This is a genomic window from Frateuria sp., assembly GCF_035695185.1.
GTDB lineage: Bacteria > Pseudomonadota > Gammaproteobacteria > Xanthomonadales > Rhodanobacteraceae > Frateuria_A.
This window is the reverse complement of sequence record NZ_DASSES010000207.1, coordinates 1-2,701: the sequence shown is the minus strand read 5'-3', so window position 1 is coordinate 2,701 and position 2,701 is coordinate 1. Positions and strand designations below refer to the sequence as shown.

The following is a 2,701-nucleotide window of genomic DNA, read 5'->3' as shown; positions in this document are numbered from 1 at the left end:
ACCGTCTTGTGCCCGCCAGGCAAGGCCCGCAGCATCGCCAGTGCCGCCTCCGGCTCAGCCGTGCCGGTGGCATGCGTCAGGCGTGCATCCACGATCAGGCCGTGGCGGTTCTCCATCAGCAGGTGCCCCGCATAGGCCAGCTTCGCCTCCTGCCCATCGGACTTGCGCGCCAGCCGCGCGTGCGGATCGGTCGTCGAGGCATGCGTCTTGTTGGATCGCTTCTCCTTGCGGAAGTTGCGCTCGCCGTTGCGCCCCGGCCCGGGCGGCTCGTCCTGACCATCCTTGCGCCGGAAGCTCTTCATGCCCGCCCAGGCCTGGATCAGCGTGCCGTCGACCGAGAAGTGCTCGTCTGAGAGCAGCGCCTTCACCGCTGGCAGGTGCAGCACCGCCGCCAGGAACTCGGCCGCAATGTCGCCTGCCAGCAGCCGGTCGCGGTTCTTGCTGAATACTGTCGGCACCCAGATCGGATCGTCCACCGACAACCCCACGAACCAGCGGAACAGCAGATTGTAGTCCAACTGCTCCATGAGTTGGCGCTCAGAACGGATGCTGTAGAAGGCTTGCAGCAGCAGCGCACGCAGCAATTGTTCGGGCGGAATGGACGGGCGGCCATGCTCGGCGTAGAGCGCGGCAAACTGCGTATCCAGCGCCTTCAGCGCCTCATCCGTGATCCGCCGGATTGCGCGCAGCGGGTGGTCCTTGGGGATGCGGCTCTCCGGCCGCACGTAGCTGAACAAGCCGTCCCGCCGCTCATCCTTGCCCCGCATTTGCTCCCACCATCGACGGCGCCTCAAGGCGTATCGAATCAACTCCAGTCGCGTCGGGGCAAGGGGTTTTTCAGCAGCCTGCTAGTCTTACTGTGTCATAAAGATCCCTGAACCTGAGCGTCGCTGACAGCACGGGCATCGCGCGAGCCTGCGGGCGATGGCGCGGGCGATGCTGACGCGGACGGAGGTGATGGAGGTGGCGACATGGCGCTCAGGCCGGATCGGGGGATCCGCGGGGTCGGTAACCGTGGGGAACGGCAGGTTCTTCGCGGACTATGGCTCTGCGTTGTCCTGAGGGGGGAATCGCTTCCCGTTCGCAGACGAGGAAGCCATAAGCCGCGATGCACAATGTGGCGTGGTGGTGAAAGCCGCGCCAACCTCGCCCCTCGTAGTGACCAAGCCCAAGCTCCTGCTTGAGCTCCTGATAATCCCGCTCGATCCGCCAGCGCAGCTTGGCGGTGTTGACCAGGGCGCGGCGGCTGATGGTGGCAGGCAGCGTGGACAGCCAGTATTTCGTCGGTTCGGCTTGGTCTGCCGGCCATTCGATCAGGCACCATTCCTCGGGACGTGGTGCGCTACGCTGATAATCGCGATGCGCCGGTCGGACGCGCACCGCAGCGAAGCGTGAGGCGAGTTTGGTGTTGGTGCCTTCGCGCCAGGTGACCCGCCGCCAGGCCTTGTTTGGCAGGCTGAGTGCCAGTTGCTTGGCGGAGACCGGCTGGTGCTCGGTGCTGCGCCGGATCGCGCGCGTCGGACGGCCACGCCCGCTCCACGGCTTCGGCGGCAGCGGTTGCACGCCCGGCGGCCAGAGGCTGGTGGTGGACTGGATGCCGACGACATAGGGCAGGCCGATCTCGGTGATGCCGTCGCGCAGGTCTGTGTCGGTGCCATAGCCGGCGTCGAGCAGCGCCACCTCGGCCTTGATCCCGGCTGCACGGGCGGCACGAAGCTGCGCCAGCGCGATCTGCGTCTTGGTCTGGAAGACGACATCATCGGGCACACCGGCCGCTGCGCGCCGGGCCGGGTCATCGGCCCACTCGCGCGGCAGATACAGCCGCCAGGCGAGCGGCAGGCTGGCGTGCTCGTTCGCGACGGAGAGGCTGACCGCTACCTGGCAGTTGTCCTGCTTGCCGAGCTGCCCACAATACTGCCGGGCCACGCCAACTGAATGCTTGCCCTTCTTGGGGAAGCCGGTGTCGTCGAGGATCAATGCCCGGATCCGACCGCGTCGCTCGATGACCGGCAGGACCTGCGTGCGCACCGCGGTCAGCACCGCTTCGTCCGACCAGTCGGCCTTGGCCACGAAGTGGTGCAGCGATTGGTGCGCTGCCTGCACGCGCGCAGGATGGATGCGTGCGGCCATCGGTTCGACGCTCTTGCGCTCGCCGGGCAGCAGCAGTCCTGCACAATACGAGCGGAACGGCGCGGCACGATCGGCATGGCCAAGTGCTGAGGTGATCGCCTCGACATAGGTCGCGAACCGTGATTCGCTGCCGCCTGCACTGGTTTTGAGACCCACAACCCGCCTCCACGAGTGAGAATCTCCAGCACTGCCACAGCGGCGTCGAATCGGGCAAGCAACTTATGACACGATAAGATTAGGGCGGCGGAAAGGACCGGGATTGGCGGTTGAACGCTTACGCTCTCCTTTGCCAAGCCTGCTATGCATTCTCGAACACCCCCTATCTATTCGGCCGTACCTTCTATTCGTAATAACGGATGAGCCGCTGGTTTTATTCCACCCGTTGAAGAGCCATGCGACCAGAGGCCTTCGATTGTGGGCCGATGATCCATCATCGGGTGTTAGCCATCACGCCTCTCGCCCCGATGCTGAGCGGGAATTCGTATTTCGCAGGCAGAGGGGCATTGCCGTAATCCAGGGCAAGCAGCGTTTGCGGGTGCAGGGCAGTCACCATATTAATACTTCAGTAGTA

General features: G+C 64.9%; 1 protein-coding gene and 1 pseudogene. Both read right to left on the bottom strand.

Features of this window, described 5'->3' with window-relative positions; genetic code table 11:
- On the bottom strand, nt 1-767 hold a 767-nt coding region (locus tag VFH59_RS17105; RefSeq protein WP_325166124.1), incomplete at its 3' end, for an IS5 family transposase.
- Between the two features lie 70 nt (nt 768-837).
- A pseudogene (locus VFH59_RS17100) lies at nt 838-2,286 on the bottom strand (IS701 family transposase).
- Nucleotides 2,287-2,701 lie beyond the last annotated feature (415 nt).